The following is a 790-nucleotide window of genomic DNA, read 5'->3' as shown; positions in this document are numbered from 1 at the left end:
CAGCGCGGCCGGCGTCTCGGGCTCCTTGGGGGGCGGAGTGGTTTGGGCAAATGCGGTGCTGCCAGCGGTCAGCAACAGCATCTGGACCATGCCGCGATGGACGGCGGTGGTGCGGAACTGTCTCATCGTTTTTCTCTCTGATTCGGTTGTGCGGCGCCTGGCGATCACTGGAAGGTGATCGGGCCGAAGACGGTGACGTCGGTGCTGAGCGTGTAGCCCGGGTCGGTTGGCGCGGGCAGCGTGCCGTCCGCGTTCGGCGTCGGTCGGCTCAGGTTGATGCTCGGACCGAACTGCAGGGCGCGCACGCCGAAGCTGCGGATCTGCGCCAGCCCGGCTTCCGCCGTCTGCGCGATGTCGGTGCCGCAGGTTTCCGTCACGGAGAAGTTCTTCAGCGGGAGGAAGTAGGCGGTGGGCGCGGCGGACGTCGGCTGCACGTTGACCGAGGCGGTGATGTAGCACTCGTCGCCGTTGGCCTTCTTCTGCAGGTTGTTCGTCTGGATGCGGACCGCCACGGCGCCGCCGCCATCGAACAGCGTCTGATTCAGGCCGAGCGTCACGAACAGCGACTCTTCGGTCTTGAGGTCGAAGGGCAGGCGATCGCCGCTCGAGGTCTTGGGCGCGCCGATTTCGTAGTTGTAGTAGGCCCACCATCCGGCGGTGGAGCCGTCCCAGCCGCTGCCCGCCTTCTGCTTGATGTCGAACCCGAAGGTCGACGAGAAGGAGGTCACCGTCAGGTTGCAGTAGGACGGATCGGCGCCGCCGCACCAACCGGAGATGGGCACGCCGGCGC

General features: G+C 66.8%; 1 protein-coding gene. It reads right to left on the bottom strand.

Annotated elements, in window-relative coordinates:
* Nucleotides 1–164: 164 nt before the first annotated feature.
* Nucleotides 165–790, bottom strand: a 626-nt coding sequence (locus FUT87_RS29445; protein ID WP_186830762.1) for a hypothetical protein, incomplete at its 5' end; no start/stop codon positions are given.

Source organism: Mitsuaria sp. TWR114 (assembly GCF_007997345.1).
Note: the sequence above shows the minus strand (reverse complement) of the source record. Positions and strands in the feature narration are given on the sequence as shown.